The 570-nt window shown below is 63.0% G+C and carries 1 protein-coding gene; it reads right to left on the bottom strand.

The features are described 5' to 3' along the window. Positions 1-23: 23 nt before the first annotated feature. Positions 24-570: transposase (locus tag ACP7E6_RS29450; RefSeq protein ID WP_426233727.1), on the bottom strand; the 547-nt coding region annotated here is incomplete at its 5' end.

The raw sequence follows: 570 nt of genomic DNA, 5'->3' as shown, positions 1-570 counted from the left end.
GGGGAGAGCGACTGTCTTGTTCGTCAAGCGTTTTGCCATGGTTTATTGTCCCGGATGATGGCATTGAGAATGGTGAGAAGCTTGCGCATTGTCGCAACGATGGCGACGATTTTGGGTTTGCCGGCAGCGACGAGACGGTCGCGGAAGGCCTTGAGGGCGGGGTTGTAGCGGGCAGCGACAAGGGCGGCCATGAACAGCACGGCGCGCACCCTACCCCTGCCGCCCCCGATGAAGCTCTTGCCCTTCCATTTTCCCGATTGCCGCGTCCACGGCGCAAGCCCTGCCAACGATGCGATCTGGCGCCGGTCGAGGCTGCCGAGTTCGGGCAATTGTGCCAACAGGGTTCGTGCCGTGGTCGGACCCACGCCCGGCACCGACGTCAACAGTGTCTCACGCACCCGCCAGACCGGCGACTTGCGTATTTGCTCGTCAAGACCGGCATCGAGACTTTCAAGCTCTCGCCGCAGAGCCGCCAGTACACGCTTGATGCTCGTCTGCGCCGGTCTGGCCAGCACCATCCGGGCCCGGTTTTCTTCCGACACGATCATCTGCACGATCTGCCGCCTGCGG

The organism is Pararhizobium sp. DWP3-4, assembly GCF_049898205.1.
Lineage (GTDB): Bacteria > Pseudomonadota > Alphaproteobacteria > Rhizobiales > Rhizobiaceae > Pararhizobium.
This window is presented reverse-complemented; position numbering and strand designations above follow the sequence as displayed.